This window comes from Salinicola sp. MH3R3-1, assembly GCF_001937155.1.
In the GTDB taxonomy this organism is placed as follows: Bacteria; Pseudomonadota; Gammaproteobacteria; order Pseudomonadales; family Halomonadaceae; genus Salinicola; species Salinicola halophyticus.
The window spans coordinates 21,335-38,363 of the sequence record NZ_MSDP01000001.1; the positions used below are offsets into that span (position 1 = coordinate 21,335).

Annotated in this window: 15 protein-coding genes and 1 other RNA gene; 8 read left to right on the forward strand and 8 right to left on the reverse strand. The window is 62.3% G+C overall.

What is annotated here, in order from left to right:
• Nucleotides 1-407: 407 nt before the first annotated feature.
• Both BTW08_RS00100 and BTW08_RS00105 read left to right on the forward strand, forming a co-directional pair.
• Nucleotides 408-2,195, forward strand: coding sequence for a hypothetical protein (locus BTW08_RS00100; protein ID WP_139313541.1), 1,788 nt, complete (start codon nucleotides 408-410; stop codon nucleotides 2,193-2,195).
• Nucleotides 2,196-2,235: 40 nt separating this feature from the next.
• Nucleotides 2,236-2,424: a hypothetical protein gene (locus BTW08_RS00105; protein WP_139313542.1), complete on the forward strand. Its 189-nt coding sequence runs from the start codon at nucleotides 2,236-2,238 to the stop codon at nucleotides 2,422-2,424.
• A gap of 98 nt (nucleotides 2,425-2,522) precedes the next feature.
• Here the strand turns inward: BTW08_RS00105 and ssrA are convergent.
• Together ssrA and smpB are read right to left on the reverse strand one after the other, a co-directional pair.
• Nucleotides 2,523-2,902: a transfer-messenger RNA gene (ssrA, locus tag BTW08_RS00110) on the reverse strand.
• A 90-nt stretch (nucleotides 2,903-2,992) separates the two neighbouring features.
• Entirely contained in the window at nucleotides 2,993-3,472 is a 480-nt protein-coding gene (gene smpB, locus BTW08_RS00115; RefSeq protein WP_075560479.1) for an SsrA-binding protein SmpB, read from the reverse strand.
• A 211-nt stretch (nucleotides 3,473-3,683) separates the two neighbouring features.
• Here smpB and BTW08_RS00120 point away from each other — a divergent pair, with 211 nt between their 5' ends.
• On the forward strand, nucleotides 3,684-4,118 hold the full coding sequence (locus BTW08_RS00120; protein WP_075560480.1) for a type II toxin-antitoxin system RatA family toxin: 435 nt from the start codon (nucleotides 3,684-3,686) through the stop codon (nucleotides 4,116-4,118).
• Between the two features lie 13 nt (nucleotides 4,119-4,131).
• Nucleotides 4,132-4,440: an RnfH family protein gene (locus tag BTW08_RS00125; RefSeq protein WP_075560481.1), complete on the forward strand. Its 309-nt coding sequence runs from the start codon at nucleotides 4,132-4,134 to the stop codon at nucleotides 4,438-4,440.
• 68 nt (nucleotides 4,441-4,508) lie between these two features.
• On the opposite strand, the gene BTW08_RS00130 is transcribed toward BTW08_RS00125, so the two are convergent.
• Nucleotides 4,509-4,931 (reverse strand): outer membrane protein assembly factor BamE, encoded by a 423-nt coding sequence (locus tag BTW08_RS00130; protein ID WP_075560482.1) that lies wholly within the window; start codon nucleotides 4,929-4,931, stop codon nucleotides 4,509-4,511.
• 72 nt (nucleotides 4,932-5,003) lie between these two features.
• On the opposite strand from BTW08_RS00130, the gene fur reads away from it, so the two are divergent.
• On the forward strand, nucleotides 5,004-5,453 hold the full coding sequence (gene fur / locus BTW08_RS00135; RefSeq protein ID WP_075560483.1) for a ferric iron uptake transcriptional regulator: 450 nt from the start codon (nucleotides 5,004-5,006) through the stop codon (nucleotides 5,451-5,453).
• Between the two features lie 158 nt (nucleotides 5,454-5,611).
• On the opposite strand, the gene recN is transcribed toward fur, so the two are convergent.
• Nucleotides 5,612-7,285, reverse strand: coding sequence for a DNA repair protein RecN (gene recN, locus BTW08_RS00140; protein WP_075560484.1), 1,674 nt, complete (start codon nucleotides 7,283-7,285; stop codon nucleotides 5,612-5,614).
• A 251-nt stretch (nucleotides 7,286-7,536) separates the two neighbouring features.
• On the opposite strand from recN, the gene grpE reads away from it, so the two are divergent.
• The 3 genes from grpE to dnaJ all read left to right on the forward strand — a co-directional run bounded on the left by grpE (nucleotide 7,537) and on the right by dnaJ (nucleotide 11,504).
• Nucleotides 7,537-8,169, forward strand: a complete 633-nt coding sequence (grpE, locus tag BTW08_RS00145) for a nucleotide exchange factor GrpE (protein ID WP_075560485.1) — start codon at nucleotides 7,537-7,539, stop codon at nucleotides 8,167-8,169.
• Nucleotides 8,170-8,322: 153 nt separating this feature from the next.
• A complete protein-coding gene (gene dnaK, locus BTW08_RS00150) occupies nucleotides 8,323-10,260 on the forward strand; it encodes a molecular chaperone DnaK (RefSeq protein ID WP_075560486.1) in 1,938 nt (645 codons plus the stop codon).
• 98 nt (nucleotides 10,261-10,358) lie between these two features.
• Nucleotides 10,359-11,504: a molecular chaperone DnaJ gene (dnaJ, locus tag BTW08_RS00155; RefSeq protein ID WP_075560487.1), complete on the forward strand. Its 1,146-nt coding sequence runs from the start codon at nucleotides 10,359-10,361 to the stop codon at nucleotides 11,502-11,504.
• A 129-nt stretch (nucleotides 11,505-11,633) separates the two neighbouring features.
• Here the strand turns inward: dnaJ and BTW08_RS00160 are convergent, their stop codons facing one another.
• The 4 genes from BTW08_RS00160 to BTW08_RS00175 are packed head-to-tail and all read right to left on the reverse strand — an operon-like array spanning nucleotide 11,634 to nucleotide 16,927.
• Nucleotides 11,634-11,957: a formate dehydrogenase subunit delta gene (locus BTW08_RS00160; protein WP_083627601.1), complete on the reverse strand. Its 324-nt coding sequence runs from the start codon at nucleotides 11,955-11,957 to the stop codon at nucleotides 11,634-11,636.
• Between the two features lie 40 nt (nucleotides 11,958-11,997).
• Entirely contained in the window at nucleotides 11,998-14,862 is a 2,865-nt protein-coding gene (gene fdhF / locus BTW08_RS00165) for a formate dehydrogenase subunit alpha (protein ID WP_075560488.1), read from the reverse strand.
• Between the two features lie 2 nt (nucleotides 14,863-14,864).
• A complete protein-coding gene (locus BTW08_RS00170; RefSeq protein WP_075560737.1) occupies nucleotides 14,865-16,421 on the reverse strand; it encodes a formate dehydrogenase beta subunit in 1,557 nt (518 codons plus the stop codon).
• On the reverse strand, nucleotides 16,421-16,927 hold the full coding sequence (locus tag BTW08_RS00175) for a formate dehydrogenase subunit gamma (protein ID WP_075560489.1): 507 nt from the start codon (nucleotides 16,925-16,927) through the stop codon (nucleotides 16,421-16,423). Before BTW08_RS00175 ends, BTW08_RS00170 begins: the two co-directional genes overlap by 1 nt.
• Between the last annotated feature and the right edge of the window lie 102 nt (nucleotides 16,928-17,029).

Here is a 17,029-nt window from a genome sequence, read left to right on the forward strand (position 1 = left end):
ACTAGCCGGCCTGGTCGGGATTTCCACATACGAGACCGTCGCGCTGTTCGCCCGGAAACGGGACTATCGGTTGGAAAATCAAGGCTGGATGAAGAGCTCCGGCGCCCATCGAAAGGTGACGGTCACGATGGCCATCTGATGACCGCAAGCGATACCGGGACCGTGCCGATGAATCCGCGGCGGATGACGTTGCTCGCCCCACGACGCTGATAAAGTTCATGCTCGACGGGCGATGTCTAGCCATCTGGCGGCTGGGATATAGTGGCTGTTAATCGAGAGGGCGATTGATCGAGAGGCGATTGATCGAGAGGCCGGCGCGATGCGATCCGGTTCGGTCGGCTGACAGCGGCCTCGCCGCCGTCAACGCCCTCTCCCTGTCTATCGCCGCCAACCAATCAGGGGCTGCCATGAGTTCATCTTCTTTTGCCGAGCGCATCGAGCAGACCCCCGAACGGGTCGTCGAGGCCGAAGATCGAATGGCGCAGCAGGATTTTGCCGGTGCCATCGCCTTGCTGGAGCCGGCCTTTCAGGCGGGTGTCGACAGTCCTGAACTCGTCGCGGCGTTGCTGAAGGCCTACGAAGGCGCCGGTGATAGCGCCAAGCGGGAAATGATGATGGCCGTCGCGTTGGAGAAAACTCCCGAGTCGCCGCTCAAGCTTCGGATCGCGTATGCCGAAGCGGCGATGACGAGAAAGGACTGGCCGGCGGCCATCGAAAGGTGGCAGTCGATCATTGATCGTGACGAGGCATTCCCTCCGCAGATCTACCTGCGCCAGGCGCGCGCCCTGCTGGCGGCCGAACAGTTCGCTGAGGCGCTTCGTGTGGTGAATCTGGCACTCGAGAAGCAGCCTGGGAACACGACCCTCGCCGATCTCAAGAACGTCATTGCCAGCCACAAAGCGAAGAAGTTTCAACTGGCGGCGCACAAACTGGCGGCGCCGATCGCGATACGCTGGGAGGTCGACGAGGGCCAGAAACAGATTACGAACCTCGAGTCATTCCGCCACTATCGAATCCGCGGTTGGGTCGACGCTCGCCAGGATCAGCGGCCGGAACTGATCGCCTCGACTCATGCAGGGACCGACACCCTCGGGCTTACCGCAGTCGAACCGAGCGCGCCCTATCAGGAAGCGGGCTGGATGTTCGAGCACACTTTCGATCTCTCTCGCGGTCTGACGCTCGGCGTCAGGCTCGAGGGCGGCAAGGCCTATGAATGCCTGCGCTTTTCTCTGGCCCCGGTCATGGAAGTCATCGAGGGCCGTGAAGGGTGGCTTTTTCTGGCCAACGACACCAACGCGAGTATCGATCAGTTCACCGGCAAGCGGCTACTGACGGACGACGAGACTCATCAGTGGCACCGTTTCAGTGCAGAGCTCGCGCCACTGCAACAACAACGCTCTCTGTTGTTCCTGATCGCCAATTCCAAGGAAAAGGTCCGGCCGGAATATTATCCGTTCGAGAAGGCCGATATCACGACCACCGAGCAGGTGTCGGCCATTCTGCAACAGGCGGAAGTCGATTACGCCAACCCCGTCGCGGCGATGCAGGCCGTATCGGACAGTTACTATCAAACGGATACCCATTGGAGCGGGCGTGGCGCCTATCTCGCGTTCGTGGCCTGCATGCGATACTTCGGCCTGGATGACGATTTCGACTCGCTCTACGATTTCGAGCAGCGCGAGCTGGTCGGCGATCTCGGGTCCAAGATCGATCCTCCCGCCAAGTCGCTATCGACCGCCGCCGTCTTTCAGGAGAAAAGCGGGGTCGCCTGCCGTTTTTCCAACCACCTGCCTGGCACCGGTAACATCACGATCTTCGAGAACTCCCGGCCGCGGTATCCCCGCACGCTGCTGATCTTCGGCGGCTCTTCCTCGAATGCCGGCGGGTTCGCGCTGCTGTTCGCGCACATATTCCAGCGAGTCGTCGTGATCAATCTGCCGGGCAGTTATGTGCAGGAGGTCGTCGATCACGAGGCCGCAGATTACGTGATTCTGCAGACCAACGAGCGCTACCTGGCAACGCCGGGCCGGATTCTCCAGACCCTGGATGATGCCAATCTCGACGGTGCCCTGCGGGGCATATCGGCGTCCGAGAGAATCAAGCTGCTGGAGCGGATGAATCGTTACGCGCCCTGCGAGCCGTACCACGGCTTCATGACGGCACTGCTTACGCCGAGTGAAGCTGTATCGACCTGATGATATCGCTGCACGCATAGCCGTTAGTGGAGGAGAGATGATGCTGAAAGTCACGCTGGATCTACGTTGCAACGTCTGCGGTGGCGGGCGATTCCTGCTGCCGACACTGAGCGAGGCATCTGAAGACATTCGCTGCGCCGATTGCTCCGCCTTCAAGTGCAAAGGCAGCGACCTGGAGCGGGTCATGTCCGCCCAGCATCAAAAATCTGCCATGGCTGCGGTGGCCTGAGACAGCGATTAGAGGCCATCGCGCGAAGGTCATGCTTGGCCTGAGTCGCCCGCGGTACAGACACAAAAAAAGCACCCGATTGGGTGCTTTTTCATGTTTGGTGGAGGCGGGGGGAATTGAACCCCCGTCCGCCGGCACTCGCCCATCAGCTCTACATGCTTAGTTCCGTCTTTTGATTTAACGCAGTGCACTCCGGCGGGCAGGATTGCACCTTGCGATCTCTCTAAGGTTTAACGAATGTCAGGAGAGCGCTGACATCCGCGGTCCCATCAGCTTTAGCTCATATCCTCGCGGCGATGAATGGGCACATCGCTTTGAGGCCAGACTAACAACTAGCAGTTTTTACGCTGCCAGTGCGCCTTGAGCATAGTTTTCGTCGTTTGCGACTATTCATTTGCAACGTTGGATTTACGAGATACGTTACGCTCTCGGCATGCACCTCAGGGATTGTCACCGGCGTCGAAGCCATGTCGCCCCCGTATTACGCGATCATTCTAACAGATGGCGGCGAGTCCACGCCATATCAAGTGCCGTTTCAAGCTTCTAGCGCTTGGAAACCCGTCGGAGATCACGCATGGTCTCTGACGATACGGGCTTTCTCGCGATTCCAGTCGCGTTCCTTCTCGGTGGCGCGCTTGTCGTGCAGCTGCTTGCCGCGCACCAGGGCCAGTTCGCACTTGACCAGATTCTGCTTCCAGTAGAGCTTGAGAGGCACACAGGTGTGCCCTTTCTCCTGCGTTCGGGAGAATATCCTGGCGATCTCCTTGCGATGCATCAGCAGTTTCCGCGTCCGGGTCGGGTCCGCCACCACATGCGTGCTCGTCGTGTTGAGCGGCATGATGTGGCTTCCCAGCAGCCACGCCTCGCCATTCTTGACCAGAATGTAGGTGTCGGTCAGCTGGGCCTTGCCCGCGCGCAGGCTCTTGACCTCCCAACCCGCCAACGCCAGACCGGCCTCGAAAGTCTCGTCGATGTGGTATTCGAAACGAGCCTTCTTGTTCTGGGCGATCGTGTTGCTGCTTGGCGCATTTGCTTTTTTCTTACCCATGACACCTCTTTACAGCGATATTCGGTTGCCCGCGGGCGACGCGCTCAGGCAGTTACTGTTTTCTTCTGCGCGCGAGGGATGCCCGACGAAGGTTCGTGTGGAGCCAACTCATGTGAAGTCTAGTTGTGAGGGCAGTCGTGATACCATTCAAGCCATCGAAAACGGTGCCCCATGATACGCATGTCGGGGCGATAAATCAGTGGAGACCCCTATGCCAAGCGTGAATCGGTCTGCATTCGTTCGGCATACACCGGAACAGATGTTTGAACTGGTCAATGATTTCGAGCGCTACCCCGAGTTTCTGCCCGGCTGTCGGCGCGCCAGCGTCCTCGAGCGTGGTGACAGCTTCCTGATTGGGCGCATGACGCTGGCCAAAGGCGGCGTCGAGCAGAGCGTCACCACACGCAACGATCTCGAGCGACCCGAGCGAATCGATCTCTCGCTCGTCGATGGCCCGTTCAAGCGGCTCGACGGTCGCTGGCACTTTCGTGCGATGGGGGAGGATGCCTGCAAGATCGAACTCGAGATGAACTTCGAATTCAGCAATCGGCTACTGGGCATGGCGTTTGGCAGGCTGTTCCAGCAGGTGGCGGGCCAACTGGTCGATGCGTTCACGCGTCGGGCCGATCAGGTCTACGGGCGTTAGAGGGGACATCTATATGCCCGACCTTGTGGCCGATGTCGAAATTGCGTTCGCGACGCCGGCGCATCAGGTCATCGTTCGCGTCTCGCTCGAACCCGGGATGAATGCTCGCCAGGCCGTCATGCTGGCGGATCTGCCAGGGCGGTATCCGGCATGGGCGAATCTCGACTTCGCTCAGGCGCCATTAGGCGTTTTCGGTGAACGCCTGCGCGAGCCGGAGATGTATCTGCCCGCAGAGGGAGAGCGCATCGAGGTCTACCGGCCGCTGGAGATCGACCCCAAGCAGGCCCGACGTGAACGGGCGGCCAACGCCTCATCGCGTTGACCGCCCGGATCATGACGGTGTTCCCGCCATGAATGCCCATTCACGACACCAGGCGCCATCCGGCGAGATTAGATGGCGCTAGGCCCGATCCGAGGCGTCGGCGCGCTCTCGCCGGCACCTTCTACCGCGGGTCCGGGACCGCTGTCCTGGTTCAGCTCGACGTCAGAGTCCATGTCGCCGGATTTGGCGATATCGGTCAGTTGGTCGTTCTGGAAGGTCAGCGTCATGCGTTTCTCGACCGTATCGCCGTAAGCTTCGTCGAGATAGAAGACGTAGTCCCACTGGTCGGACGAGAACGGCGCTTCCATCAGCGGGGTCCCCATGATGTAGGCGACCTGTTCGCGGCTCATGCCGGGATGAAGCTGAGAGACCATGTCCTGGGTGATGAGATTGCCTTGGGGGATATCCCTTTTATAGACGCCGAAGTAGCTGCAGCCGGTGATGAGGGAGGCTGCGAGGAGGAGTACGGTGGTTCTGATCAGATTTTGCATTTGGGCCCGTCTTTCACTATCGTTGCGTGGATTGATCATACCCGACACAAGACGCTACTGCGAAGAGCGACCATGGCCGACGAAAACCAAGAATTGCGTAAAGCAGGCCTGAAGGTCACGCTACCGCGCGTCAAGATTCTGCAGATCCTCGAAGCGACTCGGATGGAAGAAGAGCTCCACATGAGTGCCGAGGACGTCTACAAGGCGCTGCTGGAGTCGGGAGAAGATGTCGGGTTGGCGACCGTCTACCGCGTTTTGACCCAGTTCGAGGCCGCTGGTTTAGTCGTTCGACACAATTTCGACGGTGGTCATGCGGTCTTCGAGATGTCCCAGGAAGAGCACCATGATCACATGGTGGATCTGGAATCCGGCGAGATCGTCGAGTTCTACGATGAAGAGATCGAGCGTCGCCAGCGCGAAATCGTCGAAGAGCACGGATACGAACTGGTCGAGCACGCCTTGGTGCTTTACGTGCGGCCTCGCGGCTCCAAGGCCACCCGTCAGGATGGCGTCAAGAAGTAATCGCTTTCGTCAGAATCACGAAAACGCCGACCTCAGGGTCGGCGTTTTGCGTTTGGGATGTCGTGAGGTTTCGAAAGCGGCCCAATAATTCGAGAACGACCCAGGAACACCGCCGGGTTGTATGACCGAGCGTCGAAACCGAGATGCGAAAGCAGTGGCTAGTGAGCCGAGCTCTGGCTGGCCGCGAGCATCTCGCGGGCGTGAGCCAGGGTCTGGTTGGAGAGTTTGACACCGCCCAGCATTCGAGCCAGCTCCCGCACTCGTCCGGCGTCGTCCAGTTGTGACATCTGGGTATGGGTGGCGTCGTCGCTGGAGCGCTTTTCGATATGCAGATGTTGATGCGCTTGGGCGGCGACCTGCGGCAGGTGAGTGACGGTCATGACCTGGGCGTCGCTCCCCAGCCGGCGCAGCAGTTGGCCGACGATTTCGGCGGTGGCGCCGGAAATGCCCACATCGACCTCATCGAAGACGAGTGTTGCCAGCGTGCTGTGGCTTGCGGCCACCACCTGGATCGCCAGACTGACGCGTGACAGTTCGCCGCCGGAGGCCACCTTGGTCAGCGGCTTCGGCGGCTGGCCCGGGTTGGCGCTGATCTGCAGGCTGACCCGATCCATGCCGTGAGGCTGCGGCGTTTCCAGCGGCGTGACGTCGACCGCGAAACGCGCCTTGTCCATGCCCAGAAAGGCCAGCTGTTCCTGAACCTGCTGAGCGAAGACGGTGGCCGTGCGTTGACGCGTGTCGCTGATACGCTTGGCGGCGTCGCGATATTGCTGGCGCAGTTCGTCCAGGCGCGCGCGCATCGACTCCAGGTCGTCATCGCCGCTGTCGAGCATGGCCAGTTCGTCGGTCAGTTGACGGTGGAGACCGGCCAGTTCTTCCGGCATGACGTGATGCTTACGTGCGACGCGATGAATTTCGCTGAGTCGTTCATCGACCCAGGCGAGGCGCTGCGGGTCGAGCTCGGTGGACTCCACATAGTGATGAAGCTCCCGAGCGGCTTCCTCGAGCTGAATCTGCGCCTCGTTCAGCATGCCCAGCGCTTCCGCCAGGCTGCCGCGGTCGCTACCGGGAACACGACCAAGCCGGGTGGTCGCCTGCAATAACAGCGTCAGCGCACCGTTCTCGTCATGATCGCAGCTGTCGGCGGCGAACTGCGCTTCCTGCAGGCTTTCCTCGACATGGGCCAGCGTCTCCTGTTCCTGTTCGAGGCTTTCCAGCTCGTCCGGCTGCAGATCGAGCTGATCCAGCTCCTCCACCTGATAGCGCAGCAGCTGACGCTTGGCCTGGCGCTCTTCATCGTTTTCGCTGCGCTCGCGGTACTGTCGGCGCAGCGTGTGCCACTGGCGATGCAGATCGCCCAGCTCGGCCACCGCCTGATGATGGCCGGCGGCATCATCGAGCAGACGGCGGTGGGTTTCCTCGTTGAGCAGAGCCTGGTGGGCGTGCTGGCTATGCACATCGATCAGGCATTCGCCGAGCTCGCGCAGGTCCGCAATGGTGCAGGGCTGGCCGTTGATCCACGCCTTGGAGCGCCCGCTGGCGGTAACGACGCGACGAAGCAGGCAGTCGTCCGTGGGGAGCTCGCGGGCGCTCAGCCAGCTCTTGGCTTCTTCCCGCTCGGCGATGTCGAAACGTGCGCTCAGGTCGGCGCGTTCGGCGCCGTGGCGCACGCCGCCGGCGTCGGCGCGCTCGCCCAGACAGAGCCCCAGCGCACCCAGCAGGATCGACTTGCCGGCACCGGTCTCGCCGGTGATGGCCGTCATGCCGGCGTGAAACTCCAGATCCAGCGTGTCGACGATAGCGAAGTCACGAATGGCGAGTTGGATCAGCATGCTGCCTCCCGGTGTCGATGGCGGCCAGTCGAAATCTGGTGAACGAGCGAGGTCTGTTGACTGACGGTCGAGTGTTGTCGATCTGTTCGTTTATACAGTAGTCAAAATTCGCCTTCAATGAATGTCTTGACGGTCGAGAGGTATCGGCGCTTGAGATCTGAATCGATAGCCCCATATAGGCAGACAGCTCCGACGCTTGTCGAAATCACGTTTTTCGAATAACTGTCACAACACCTTGCCAGGAGAGATTCATGGCTAGAGATCCGCAGAACCCCGTAGACGAAGAACTCGAGCGCGCCGAGCGCGACGCTGAACCCCAGCATCAGTCCACCAACGACGCATTGGATGGTGATCTGGAGCAGTTCGCGGAATCGATAGAACACGAGGCGGGCGACACGGAAGGCGAGGCCAATCCCGAAGCCGAGGTTCTGGCTGCCCGGGTCGAGGAGCTCGAGCAGGAGCTGGCGGAGGCCAAGGACCAGTCGATGCGGGCCGCCGCCGATGCGCAGAACGCACGCCGCCGCGCCGAACAGGACGCCGACAAGGCCAAGAAGTTCGCCCTCGAAAAGTTCGTCAAGGAGTTGCTGCCGGTCGTCGACAGCCTGGAAAAGGGCCTGGAGAGCATGCAGGAAGTCGACAGCACGCACCGCGAAGGCATGTCGATGACCCTCAAGATGCAGCTCGATGTGCTGAGCAAGTTCGGTGTCGAGCAGCTCGACCCCCAGGGTGAGCCTTTCGACCCGCAGTTTCATGAAGCGATGACCATGGTGCCCAACCCCGAGTTGGAGCCCAACACCGTGATGGACGTGATGCAGAAGGGCTACACCCTCAACGGCCGTCTGGTGCGCCCGGCCATGGTGGTGGTCAGCAAGGCGGCGAGCTAGTCGTCGTGGGGGCCGAGCTCTCCCGGCGATGCGTTTGAATCGTCGACGGGACTTGAAAGGCGCCGACCAGCCCCCACATAGCAGTCAAACGCGCAGCAAGCGCCGTCATCAAAACGAATTGAGTCGTCAACGAATAGTTAGAGGTGAGGAATTATGGGACGCATCATTGGCATTGACCTGGGTACGACCAACTCCTGTGTTGCCGTACTGGATGGTGACAAGACCCGAGTGATCGAAAACGCCGAAGGCGGCCGCACGACGCCTTCCATCATCGCTTACACCGACGACGGCGAAACGCTGGTCGGTCAGGCGGCCAAGCGTCAGGCGGTCACCAACCCGCACAACACGCTTTACGCCATCAAGCGTCTGGTTGGTCGCAAGTTCAAGGACGACGTCGTTCAGAAAGACATCAAGATGGTGCCTTACGAGATCGTCGAAGCCGACAACGGCGACGCCTGGGTCAAGGTCAACGATAACAAGCTGGCACCGCCCCAGGTCAGCGCCGAGGTGCTGAAGAAGATGAAGAAGACCGCCGAAGACTATCTCGGCGAAGAAGTGACCGAAGCGGTCATCACCGTGCCGGCCTACTTCAACGATTCTCAGCGTCAGGCCACCAAGGACGCGGGCCGCATCGCCGGTCTCGAGGTCAAGCGTATCATCAACGAGCCGACCGCAGCCGCACTGGCCTACGGCATGGATCGTTCCACCGGTGATCGCACCATCGCGGTCTACGACCTGGGTGGCGGTACGTTCGATATCTCGATCATCGAAGTCGCCGATGTCGACGGTGAAAAGCAGTTCGAAGTGCTCGCCACCAATGGCGATACGTTCCTGGGCGGCGAAGATTTCGATCTCAAGCTGATCGACTATCTCGTTCAGCAGTTCAAGAGCGATTCCGGCATCGATCTGTCCGGCGACAGCCTGGCCATGCAGCGTCTGAAGGAAGCGGCCGAGAAAGCCAAGATCGAGCTCTCCTCCGCGCAGCAGACCGAAGTCAATCTGCCGTACATCACGGCGGACAACACCGGTCCCAAGCACCTGGCGATCAAGGTCACTCGTGCCAAGCTCGAATCGCTGGTCGAAGACCTGGTGGCTCGCTCGCTCGGTCCGTGCAAGACCGCGATGCAGGACGCCGGTCTCTCCAACAGCGAGATTCAGGACGTCATCCTGGTCGGCGGCCAGACGCGCATGCCGATGGTTCAGAGCAAGGTTGCCGAGTTCTTCGGCAAGGAAGCGCGCAAGGACGTCAACCCGGACGAAGCCGTGGCCATGGGCGCCGCGATTCAGGGTGGCGTGCTCGGCGGTGACGTCAAGGACGTGCTGCTGCTCGACGTCACACCGCTGACGCTGGGTATCGAGACGCTGGGTGGTGTGATGACCCCGCTGATCGAGAAGAACACCACGATCCCGACCAAGAAGACCCAGACCTTCTCGACCGCCGACGACAACCAGACCGCCGTGACCATTCACGCGCTGCAGGGTGAGCGTAAGCAGGCTGGTCAGAACAAGTCGCTGGGTCGTTTCGATCTGGCCGACATTCCGCCGGCGCCGCGTGGCGTGCCGCAGATCGAAGTGGCTTTCGATCTGGATGCCAACGGCATCCTCCACATCACGGCCAAGGACAAGGCGACCGGCAAGGAACAGTCGATCGTGATCAAGTCCTCCAGCGGTCTCTCCGACGACGAGATCGACCAGATGGTCAAGGATGCCGAAGCCCATGAGGCCGAGGACAAGAAGTTCGAGGAACTGGTCCAGCTGCGTAACCAGGCCGACGGGATGATCCACGCGTCGCGCAAGACGCTCGAAGAAGCCGGTGACAAGGTCGATGCCGACGAGAAAGCCAAGATCGAGACCGCGATCAGCGAGCTCGAGGAAGCCCTCAAGGGCGACGACAAGGATGCCATCCAGGCCAAGCTGGATGCGCTGACCGAAGCTTCCGGCAACCTGGCGCAGAAGATGTATGCCGAGCAGGGCGAAGGCGCCGACGCAGAAGGCCAGCCGGCCGACGACGCCCAGGCCAGCGGCAAGAAAGAGGATGACGTGGTTGACGCCGAGTTCGAAGAAGTCAACGACGATCAGAAAAAGCAATAAACACGACGTCTGACGCCGTGTGATCGGCAGGAGCGCGGGAGCCAACATGACTCCCGCGCTGCTGTTTGCACGGCGCCGACACGGAGGCGGACTCAGTAATGTCCCAACGTGACTATTACGAAGTATTGGGCGTCGATAGAGACGCCGACGGCAAGGACATCAAGAAAGCCTACCGTCGGCTGGCGCAGAAATACCATCCGGACCGCAATCCGGAAGATCAGCAGGCGGCGGAGAAGTTTCGCGAGGTCTCCGACGCCTACGAAGTGCTTTCCGACGACCAGAAACGTGCGGCCTACGATCAGTTCGGCCATGCCGGCGTCGATGGTCAGGGCGGCGGCTTCGGTGGCGGTGGTTTCGGCGGTGCCGGAGCGGGCGGCTTCAGCGATATCTTCGGCGACGTGTTCGGCGATATCTTCGGGGGCGGCGGCGGTCGGCGTAATCCGAACGCACCGCAGCGTGGCAGCGATCTGCGCTACAACCTCGAGCTCGATCTCGAGAATGCCGTATTCGGTACCACCGTCGATATCCGCGTGCCGCGTCACGTCGAGTGCGAGCACTGCGACGCCACCGGCGCCGAGCCGGGCTCCAGCAAGGAAACCTGCCCGACCTGTCACGGCCAGGGCCAGGTACGGATGCAGCAGGGCTTCTTCGCCGTGCAGCAGACCTGCCCGACCTGTCACGGCAGCGGCCAGAGCATCAAGGTGCCGTGTCGCAAGTGTCATGGCGAAGGCCGCGTTCGCGAGACGCGCACGCTGTCGGTGAAGATCCCGGCGGGTGTCGATACCGGCGACCGCATTCGGCTCAATGCCGAGGGCGAATCCGGGCTCAACGGTGGCCCCGCGGGCGATCTTTACGTCCAGGTCGAGATCAAGGCGCATCCGATCTTCGAACGCGACGGCCGGCACCTGCACTGCGAAGTGCCGATCAACTTCGTCGATGCCGCGTTGGGTGGCGAGCTGGAAGTGCCGACGCTGGAAGGTCGGGTCAAGCTCAAGATCCCGCCCGAGACGCAGACCGGGAAACTGTTCCGGCTACGTGGCAAGGGCGTCAAGCCGGTCCGCGGCGGCCCGGCGGGGGACCTGCTCTGCAAGGTGGTGACCGAGACGCCGGTCAACCTCAATGAAGAGCAGAAGGACCTGCTGCGCAAGTTCCAGGACAGTCTGGGCAGTGCCAGCCGCCATTCGCCGCGAAAAGAGGGCTGGTTCGACGGTGTGAAGCGCTTCTTCGAGGACATGAAGCCGTAAGGTTTTATCGTCGCCGAGCGAAAGAGGCCTCATCCGAAAGATCGGATGAGGCCTTTTTTTGTAGGCGAGTGTCTATCAACGAAGATGTCTTGACGGATCACGTCGATCAGTTGACGGCCCCGCATTCGGCTATCCTGCGTCGGAGGTCTCCTCCCAGTCCTTGACGGTCGACGACATGGTCTTCAGCCGAGCGATCGCGAGGCGCGACACCGGGCTCAGTTCGCTGCCATCCGTATCGGCGTAGTCGATGATCTGGCGCTTCATGCTGCGCGCCCAGAATTTCTTGAGATGCGTGGCGACCAGTTCCGCCGCCTGGGCGTCGTTACCATGGTGCAGATTGTTGGCGCCGATCTGATTGACCATCTTGATCAGCGGGGCCGTGGGTCCGCCATGGCCCAGCTCGTCTCTTTCCGAATCACCTCTGTTCGAATCATCTCTGCTCGAATCGCTCATCTCATGCTCTCCCAGGCGCCGAAAGAGTGGCCGGCGGCACTCATTTGAGCGCCGCCTCGGCGGATTCCAGATAACGCTGCTGACGTTCGTCGAAGCGTTGGAAATGCTGCTGCCATGATGACGGTTGAGAGACCTTTTCCACCTGAACCGCTGTCACCTTGTATTCAGGACAGTTGGTGGCCCAGTCGGAGTTGTCGGTGGTGATCACGTTGGCCCCGCTGCCCGGATGGTGGAACGTGGTGTAGACGACGCCCGGCGCCATGCGATCGCTGACGAGACAGCGCAGCACCGTGCGCCCGACCCGGCTGCTGATGCCCAGCCAGTCGCCGTCGCGCAGGCCGCGGAGCTCGGCATCCGAAGGGTGAATTTCCAGCACGTCCTCGGCGTGCCAGGCCACGTTGTCGGTGCGTCGGGTCTGGGCGCCGACGTTGTACTGGCTGAGAATGCGCCCGGTCGTCAGCAGCAGCGGATAGCGGCGGCTGGCGCGCTCCTCGGTGGCCACGTATTCGGTGATGGCGAAGTTGCCCTTGCCGATGGGGAAGTCGAGTGCGTGCATGGTCGGGGTGCCGTCGGGGAAGGCATCGTTGCATGGCCACTGGATGCTGCCTCGCGCTTCGAGCCGAGCATAGCTGACGCCGGTGAAGGTGGGTGTCAGTTGGGCGATCTCGTCCATGATCTCGGAGGGATGGGTGTAGTGCATCGCATAGCCCATCGCGTTGGCCAGATCCTGGGTGACTTCCCAGTCCTCCTTGCCGGCGACCGGTGGCATCACCTTGCGGACGCGGTTGATGCGCCGCTCGGCATTGGTAAAGGTGCCGTTCTTCTCGAGGAAGGTGGAACCGGGGAGCAGCACGTGGGCGTACTTGGCGGTCTCGTTGAGGAAGATGTCCTGCACGATCAGACAGTCCAGCGCGGTCAGGGCTGCTTCGACATGCTGAGTGTTGGGATCGGACTGGGCGATATCCTCCCCCTGGACGTAGAGCCCCTTGAAGGTGCCGGCGATGGCCGCGTCGAACATGTTGGGAATGCGCAGCCCCGGCTCGTCGTCGATCGTGGTGTGCCAGACGGCCTCGAACTTCTCGCGCACGGCGGGATCGGCGACGTGCTGGTAGCCCGGCAGCTCGTGGGGGAACGAGCCCATGTCACAGGAGCCCTGGACGTTGTTCTGTCCGCGCAGCGGATTGACCCCGACGCCTTCGCGGCCGATGTTGCCGGTTGCCATCGCCAGATTGGCGATGCCCATGACCATGGTCGAGCCCTGACTGTGTTCGGTGACCCCCAGGCCGTAGTAGATCGCGCCGTTGGCGGCGCTGGCATAGACGCGAGCAGCCTCGCGGACCTGCACGGCCGGCACGCCGGTGACCGACTCCAGAGCTTCCGGTGAGTGTTGCGCTTCCTGAATGAACTCGCGCCAGCGTCGGTAGGCGTCGCCGTCGCAGCGTTTCGCGATGAAATCGGCGTCTTCCAGCCCCTCGGTCACCACCACGTGGGCCAGCGAATTCACCAGCGCCACGTTGGTGCCGGGCTTGAGCGGCAGATGCAGGCTCCTGCCGCCGTGGGGCGTCTTGAGCAGGTCGATCCGGCGCGGATCGGCGACGATCAGCGTGGCGCCCTGGCGCAGGCGGCGCTTCATCTGGGAGGCGAACACCGGGTGGGCATCGGTGGGGTTGGCGCCGATCACCAGAATCGTGTCGGCCTTCATCACCGAATCGAAGGTCTGGGTCCCGGCCGATTCGCCCAACGTGGTCTTGAGGCCGTAGCCGGTGGGCGAGTGGCAGACCCGGGCGCAGGTGTCGGTATTGTTGTTGCCGAAAGCGGCGCGGATCAGCTTCTGGACCAGATAGGTCTCTTCGTTGGTACAGCGCGACGAGGTGATGCCGCCGATGCTTTCGCGGCCATAGGTCGACTGCGTCTCCCGGAGGCGTCGCGCGGCGAAGGCGATCGCCTCCTCCCAGGCGACGGGGCGCCACGGTTGGTCGATGCTGTCGCGGATCATTGGCTCGCGGATGCGGTCCTTGTGAGTGGCGTAGCCGAAGGCGAATCGCCCCTTGACGCAGGAGTGGCCGTGATTCGCGTCGCCACCCTTGTAGGGCACCATGCGTACCAGCTTGTCGCCCTTCATCTGCGCCTCGAACGAGCAGCCCACCCCGCAGTAGGCGCAGGTGGTCACCACGCTATGCTCTGGCACGCCGTGGTCGATGACGCTCTTCTCCATCAACGTCGACGTCGGGCAGGCCTGCACGCAGGCGCCGCAGGAGACGCACTCCGAATCCATGAACGGCTCGTTCTGGCTGGCGGCGACCTTGGAATCGAAGCCGCGGCCTTCGATGGTCAGGGCGAAGGTGCCCTGGACCTCGTCGCAGGCCCGCACGCAGCGCGAGCAGACGATGCACTTGCTGGGATCGAAGCTGAAATAGGGGTTGGAGTCGTCGATCTCGGCATCCAGATGGTTGGCACCGTCGAAGCCGTAGCGCACCTCGCGCAGACCCACGGCGCCGGCCATGTCCTGCAGTTCGCAGTCGCCGTTGGCAGGGCAGGTCAGGCAGTCCAGCGGGTGGTCGGAGATGTAGAGCTCCATGACATTGCGCCGCAGCCTAGCGAGCTTGCCGTTCTGGGTCGTGACCGCCATGCCTTCGGTAACCGGCGTGGTGCACGATGCCGGATAGCCTCGCCGGCCCTCGATCTCCACCGCACAGAGACGACACGAGCCGAAGGCCTCGAGGTTGTCGGAGGCGCACAGCTTGGGGATGGTGATACCGGCGAGCGCCGCGGCACGCAGCACCGAGGTGCCTTCAGGCACGCTGATCTCGACGCCATCGATGGTCAGCGGAACCAGGGTTTCCGAGAGTCTTGCCGGCGTTCCCAGGTCACGGTCGAACTGTTTTGGATCGAAATGTTGCAGCATGCCTACCTCCCGCCTTCGGCCCGGGGCCGGATCAGATCATCGGGAAAGTGCTTCATTACGCTCTGGACGGGGAACGGTGTCATCCCGCCCATGGCGCAGAGCGAGCCGTCGACCATGGTGTCGCAGAGATCGGCAAGCAGGACGAGATTCTCCTCGGCCCGCTCACCGGCGCGGATACGGTCGATCACCTCCACGCCACGCACGGCGCCGATTCGACACGGCGTGCACTTGCCGCAGGATTCGACGCTGCAGAACTCCATGGCAAAGCGCGCCTGATCGCCCATGTCGACGCTGTCGTCGAACATCACCACGCCACCATGACCGACCACGCCCCCGAACGCGGCGAAGCCTTCGTAATCGATGGGGCTATCCCACTGGCTCTCGGGTAGATAGGCGCCGAGCGGGCCGCCGACCTGCACCGCCTTGAGCGGACGGCCACTCTGGGTGCCGCCACCGAAGTTCTCCATCAGCTCGCGCAGGGTGACGCCGAAGGCCAGTTCGACCAGCCCGCCACGCGCCACGTTACCGGCCAGCTGCAGCGCCAGCGTCCCGCGGGACTTGCCCATGCCGTAGTCGGCGTAGGCCTGGCCGCCGTGGTCGAGAATGTAGGGAACGGCGGCCAGCGAGAGCACATTGTTGACCACGGTGGGGCGGCCGAACAGACCCTCGATCGCCGGCAGCGGCGGCTTGGCGCGAACCAGGCCGCGCTTGCCTTCGAGGCTCTCCAGCAGCGAGGTCTCCTCGCCGCAGATATAGGCCCCGGCGCCGAGCCGGACTTCGAGATGGAAGGCGTGGCCGCTGTCGAGGATGTTCTCGCCCAGATAGCCCGCCGTGCGTGCCCGCGAGATCGCCTCGTCGAGGATGGCGTGGGCCAGCGGGTACTCCGAGCGAAGATAGATGTAGCCCTGGGTGGCGCCCACCGCGAGACCGGCGATCGCCATGCCTTCGATCAGCAGATAGGGGTCGCATTCCATGATCAGACGGTCGGCGAAGGTGCCGGAGTCACCCTCGTCGGCGTTGCAGACGATGTACTTCTGCCCATCGGGCTGGTCATGCACCGTCTGCCACTTGATGGCGGTGGGGAAGGCGGCCCCGCCGCGGCCGCGAAGCCCCGAGGATTTGACCTCGTCGATGATGCCCTGCGCATCGCAGGCGAGTGCCTTCTTCAATCCTTCGAAGCCACGCAGCGTGGTGTAGTCCTCGAGCGACAGCGGGTCGGTCACGCCGATACGAGAGAACGTCAGGCGCTGCTGGGCCTTTAGGTAGGGGATTGCTTCGGTGAGTCCCAGCGCCAGCGGATGGTCCTGGCGTCCCTCGAACAGGCCGGCTTCGATCAGCGCCTCGACGTCTTCGGGCTCGACCGGCCCGTAAGCGACTCGGCCCGCCGCGGTCTCGACTTCTACCAGCGGCTCCAGCCAGCACAGGCCGTGGGAGCCGTTGCGCACGATCCTTAGATCCAGCGAGCGCTGACGTGCGGCGCGCTTGAGACGCGCCGCGACGGCGTCTGCGCCCAGCGCGAGCGCGGTGGTGTCGCGAGGAACATAGACGGTGGTCGTCATCATTTCACCTCCACCACGGTGGCCGTGAGCTCTTCGGCCAGCCGATCGAACTTGGCGGCCGTCATGCGGCCGTGAATCTCGTCGTTGACCCGAATCGTCGGCCCGCAGGCGCAGTTGCCCAGGCAATAGACCGGCTCCAGCGTGATCTCGCCGTCGCTCGTGGTGTGGTGATAATCCACGCCCAGTACCGCTTTGACATGGCTTTCCAGCTGTCGACAGCCCCGCGCCTGACACGCCTCCGCCCGACACACCTGCACCACACTGCGACCTGGCAGCTGCGTCCGGAAGTGGTGGTAAAAGCTGATGATGCCGTGAACGTCGGCGCGTGTATGGCGCAGCGACTCGGCAATGATCGGAATCGCCGCTTCGGGAATGTGTCCGAAGCGATCCTGGATGGCATGAAGCGTGGGCAGCATGGCGCCCGGCATCGATTTGTGGGCGTCGATCACGTCCTGAATCTGTGCCGGCGTCCAGGCGCCGTCGGTCTGCGGGCTGGCGTGTGGCATGGCCTGGTCGTCTCATCAAGCAGTTGGATTTCGTCCGGCGACTTCGCACCTCTCGCCAGCTCTCAGCCAATCGTCTTATAGGAATCGTTGTTCTTAACTGTT

Excerpts from the sequence above, each read along its gene's own strand:
- BTW08_RS00100 (WP_139313541.1), top strand. The coding sequence starts at position 408 with ATGAGTTCATCTTCTTTTGCCGAGCGCATCGAGCAGACCCCCGAACGG.
- BTW08_RS00105 (WP_139313542.1), top strand. The coding sequence starts at position 2,236 with ATGCTGAAAGTCACGCTGGATCTACGTTGCAACGTCTGCGGTGGCGGG.
- smpB (WP_075560479.1), bottom strand. The coding sequence starts at position 3,472 with ATGGGTAAGAAAAAAGCAAATGCGCCAAGCAGCAACACGATCGCCCAG.
- BTW08_RS00120 (WP_075560480.1), top strand. The coding sequence starts at position 3,684 with ATGCCAAGCGTGAATCGGTCTGCATTCGTTCGGCATACACCGGAACAG.
- BTW08_RS00125 (WP_075560481.1), top strand. The coding sequence starts at position 4,132 with ATGCCCGACCTTGTGGCCGATGTCGAAATTGCGTTCGCGACGCCGGCG.
- BTW08_RS00130 (WP_075560482.1), bottom strand. The coding sequence starts at position 4,931 with ATGCAAAATCTGATCAGAACCACCGTACTCCTCCTCGCAGCCTCCCTC.
- fur (WP_075560483.1), top strand. The coding sequence starts at position 5,004 with ATGGCCGACGAAAACCAAGAATTGCGTAAAGCAGGCCTGAAGGTCACG.
- recN (WP_075560484.1), bottom strand. The coding sequence starts at position 7,285 with ATGCTGATCCAACTCGCCATTCGTGACTTCGCTATCGTCGACACGCTG.
- grpE (WP_075560485.1), top strand. The coding sequence starts at position 7,537 with ATGGCTAGAGATCCGCAGAACCCCGTAGACGAAGAACTCGAGCGCGCC.
- dnaK (WP_075560486.1), top strand. The coding sequence starts at position 8,323 with ATGGGACGCATCATTGGCATTGACCTGGGTACGACCAACTCCTGTGTT.
- dnaJ (WP_075560487.1), top strand. The coding sequence starts at position 10,359 with ATGTCCCAACGTGACTATTACGAAGTATTGGGCGTCGATAGAGACGCC.
- BTW08_RS00160 (WP_083627601.1), bottom strand. The coding sequence starts at position 11,957 with ATGAGCGATTCGAGCAGAGATGATTCGAACAGAGGTGATTCGGAAAGA.
- fdhF (WP_075560488.1), bottom strand. The coding sequence starts at position 14,862 with ATGCTGCAACATTTCGATCCAAAACAGTTCGACCGTGACCTGGGAACG.
- BTW08_RS00170 (WP_075560737.1), bottom strand. The coding sequence starts at position 16,421 with ATGACGACCACCGTCTATGTTCCTCGCGACACCACCGCGCTCGCGCTG.
- BTW08_RS00175 (WP_075560489.1), bottom strand. The coding sequence starts at position 16,927 with ATGCCACACGCCAGCCCGCAGACCGACGGCGCCTGGACGCCGGCACAG.